Raw genomic sequence first — 3,003 nt, 5'->3', positions numbered from 1 at the left:
GTAAAGCCCAATACAAAGTCGATATCGTTCTAAACCAGGCGATTGATGTATTTTTGGAACACGGTTATCACGGCGCTATTATGGATGAAATTATCGCCAGAACTGATTTTAATAGAAGGGGTTTTTATATCGAGTTTGGTAGTAAACAAATTTTTCTTTACATGGTGTTAAAGCATTATCAGACCAGTAAATTAGATAAAATAATGAAACATCTAGAGTCTAATCATGGGCTAGATTCTATCAATATGTTTTTTATTGACTACGCTGCACATATAAAAGGTAAGGGGTGCTTATTGATTAATTGCATTACTGAATTAGGCTTTGATGACAAAAAAGTACAACAAATTGGTCGCCACTATCTTGACCGATTACAAATTGACTTTATTGGCTGTTTGGAAAAAGCACAAGCGTTAGGACAAGTGCACACTTATATCAACGTAGAATCAACAGCTCTCCAGTTGACCAGTTATGTACAAGGTTTTGCGGTAAATGCAATTTTAGCTGGTGATACTGATGAGTTACAATTAGCCACTCAAGCCTTATTAGGGCCTTTAGCTGTAAAACAATAGTTTAAGTATTCCACAGCTAATCTGCGTTGATTAATAGATATATGACTCAGATTCAAAAAGTAATGTACAAACTTGGCCTTATTTATATAAGGCTTGATTACACTTTGATGAGTTTTACGGCCGTCATTATTATAAATTTTTTAACTTGCGTCAAACGGCACCCCATTATATATAAATACCAATATATTGATTGAATGCGCAACAATTTTTTAGCTGTGTTGCTAATATTAGTTTTAAGAAGATTTAATTTGGTTAGTTTACATGTAATGCCGATTTAGATTTTCTTCTTCAATTCCAAACACTCGGATGTGAATTATACAAACCAGCGTATTAACCCTATCAAAATAGTGGAAGCACAAACTAAAATACTGGCATAGAAAATACATTATGCACTGCAGCACATCTTATGTGTGCTTTGCATATGCGCACCTTTCACTATATCAGAAACTTAATAGTTGATTAAAATAGTTTTAAACAGGACCTTTTTACTCTTGCTATTGGTCCGTTCATCACCACCTATAGGTCACTTAAACTTCTACCTTACGCAGTTCAATGTAACTCGGAAAGTAGCTTAATATATTGAGAAGTCATTATGCCCAGTAAAGAACATTTATTCCGTATCCAATTTATAGCAAATGGTGAGCGCTATGAACTTTATGTTCGCGAAGTTTGCCAAGGAAGCATGTTTGGATTTATTGAGATAGGTGACTTTGTTTGGGATACTCATACAAGTTTAGTATTGGACCCTAGCCATGAAAAACTTAAAAATGAATTTGCTGACGTCACTCGAACATACGTTCCTATGCATAGTGTACTTCGTATCGATGAAGTCAAAAAACAAGGCACCTCTAAAATAATGGTGCTGTCAGATAAGGTGACTACTTTTCCTTCACCCATATATACACCTAGAAACACACCTAAATAAAATTTATATCGAGTAAAAATATAGTCAAGTATGCCTTTTTTTGCTGATAACTTTCTTTTCAAATGCATATTTTGCTACAGAATCGACTAAATTACAGTCACTATTTGGTGAAATTTGATGCAATTAATTATCCATCAGTCCACTCGCCGCGATTTGGCAGGGCATACATGATTTTGATAACAAATTACCTGACATTTCACCTGTAGCGCCTACAAAGCAAGACTATCAATTTCACAATTTTTTAAAAACTGTTTTACTTAGATAAGCGTGACCTAAGTAGAGCTGAGTAGAGTAGATTTGCTTATCAATCTAACAAGACAATTACAAAACGATATCGATCAATGCCAATCCAACGCTCATTATATCTTTCTTACATCAAAATCAGGATGTCATAGCAGATTATCTTTTTTGCCTCGTTCTAGTCGTTTTAAAACCTTAATTGACTATCAAAATTACTTAGCCAGACTTGAACAATTCCCGTTATATTTTGAACAACAAATTAACTGAATAACAAAAGGGATACAAACTGGCTTTATTCGACCAAAAGTAGGGCTAAATGGGTTTAAAGATTCAGTGGAAGCTTTTATTAAAAATTCACCTGAAAACAGTGTATTTCATTCACCATTTAAAAATTATCAGGTCGTTAAGGTTGCTTTTATTCAACAACAAAAATTAACTGAGCAAGCGAATTTAATTATCTCGAATCATGTTCTGGTGCTTATCAAAAATCCTATAGTTTTTTAGTCACAAAATATATTACTAAAAGTAATATCCCTGCTAAATCTATACCAGACGGTATTACTTATTATCAAAACCATCGTTATTTTTATACAGCAACTCGAATTCGGTGGCAATATTAAACAGTTCATACGATATTTACGGATTGATAAAAGGTTTTATGTGCAAACAACAAGTGAATTAATTAAACAAGCTTTGTACATTTTAAAAAGATGGATGCTAAGCTATCTCAGTTATTTAACTATTTGCCACGAACTCCCTACGGGCTAAAGCCCGTGCCTGACAATATTGCTCCTGAGTACACAACAGGACGATACATATCACCAACCAGTGTTGACCAGCCAGCATAATATTGGGTTAATACATATGCTTCATACAAGAGGCCTTTATATTCTCTAACTGCGTTTACGTTACACGAAGCAATTCCAGGACATCATTTACAAGTATCTTTAGCTAGAGAAATGCATGATTTACCTGAAGTCAGGTGTTATACCTGCATATTTACATTTGGTGAGGGACGGCGGTTGTATTCAGAGTTTTTGGGAAAAGAAGTAGGTATGTAAAAGTGTGATCACGGCAAAGAGCCATAGATTTTATGCTAGAAAATACAGCTCTATCAGAGCACAATGTTAAAATAGAGATTAATCGTTATATTTCATGGCCTGTTCAAGCTTTAACATACAAAATTGGAGAGTTAACGATAAAAAAGTTACGCAAACAAACAGAGTCTGAACTAAGTGAGCAATTTGATTTGCATACATTTCATCATGC

Annotated in this window: 3 protein-coding genes and 1 pseudogene; all 4 read left to right on the top strand. The window is 34.1% G+C overall.

The features are described from left to right. Window positions 1-569, top strand: a 569-nt coding sequence (locus tag QZ562_RS20750; protein WP_293764567.1) for a TetR/AcrR family transcriptional regulator, incomplete at its 5' end; no start/stop codon positions are given. A 592-nt stretch (window positions 570-1,161) separates the two neighbouring features. Continuing rightward, window positions 1,162-1,494, top strand: coding sequence for a DUF1820 family protein (locus tag QZ562_RS20745; protein ID WP_293764565.1), 333 nt, complete (start codon window positions 1,162-1,164; stop codon window positions 1,492-1,494). A 1,148-nt stretch (window positions 1,495-2,642) separates the two neighbouring features. Then, a pseudogene (locus QZ562_RS20740) lies at window positions 2,643-2,795 on the top strand (DUF885 family protein); the annotation flags it as partial. 32 nt (window positions 2,796-2,827) lie between these two features. Then, the coding region (locus QZ562_RS20735; RefSeq protein WP_293764569.1) for a DUF885 family protein at window positions 2,828-3,003 on the top strand (176 nt) is incomplete at its 3' end.

Origin of the sequence: uncultured Paraglaciecola sp. (genome assembly GCF_913058035.1) — a bacterium.
Classification (GTDB): domain Bacteria; phylum Pseudomonadota; class Gammaproteobacteria; order Enterobacterales; family Alteromonadaceae; genus Paraglaciecola.
Note: the sequence above shows the minus strand (reverse complement) of the source record. Positions and strands in the feature narration are given on the sequence as shown.

What these genes read in the sequence shown, in the direction of transcription:
- QZ562_RS20745 (WP_293764565.1), top strand. Translation starts at nt 1,162, where the DNA reads ATGCCCAGTAAAGAACATTTATTCCGTATCCAATTTATAGCAAATGGT.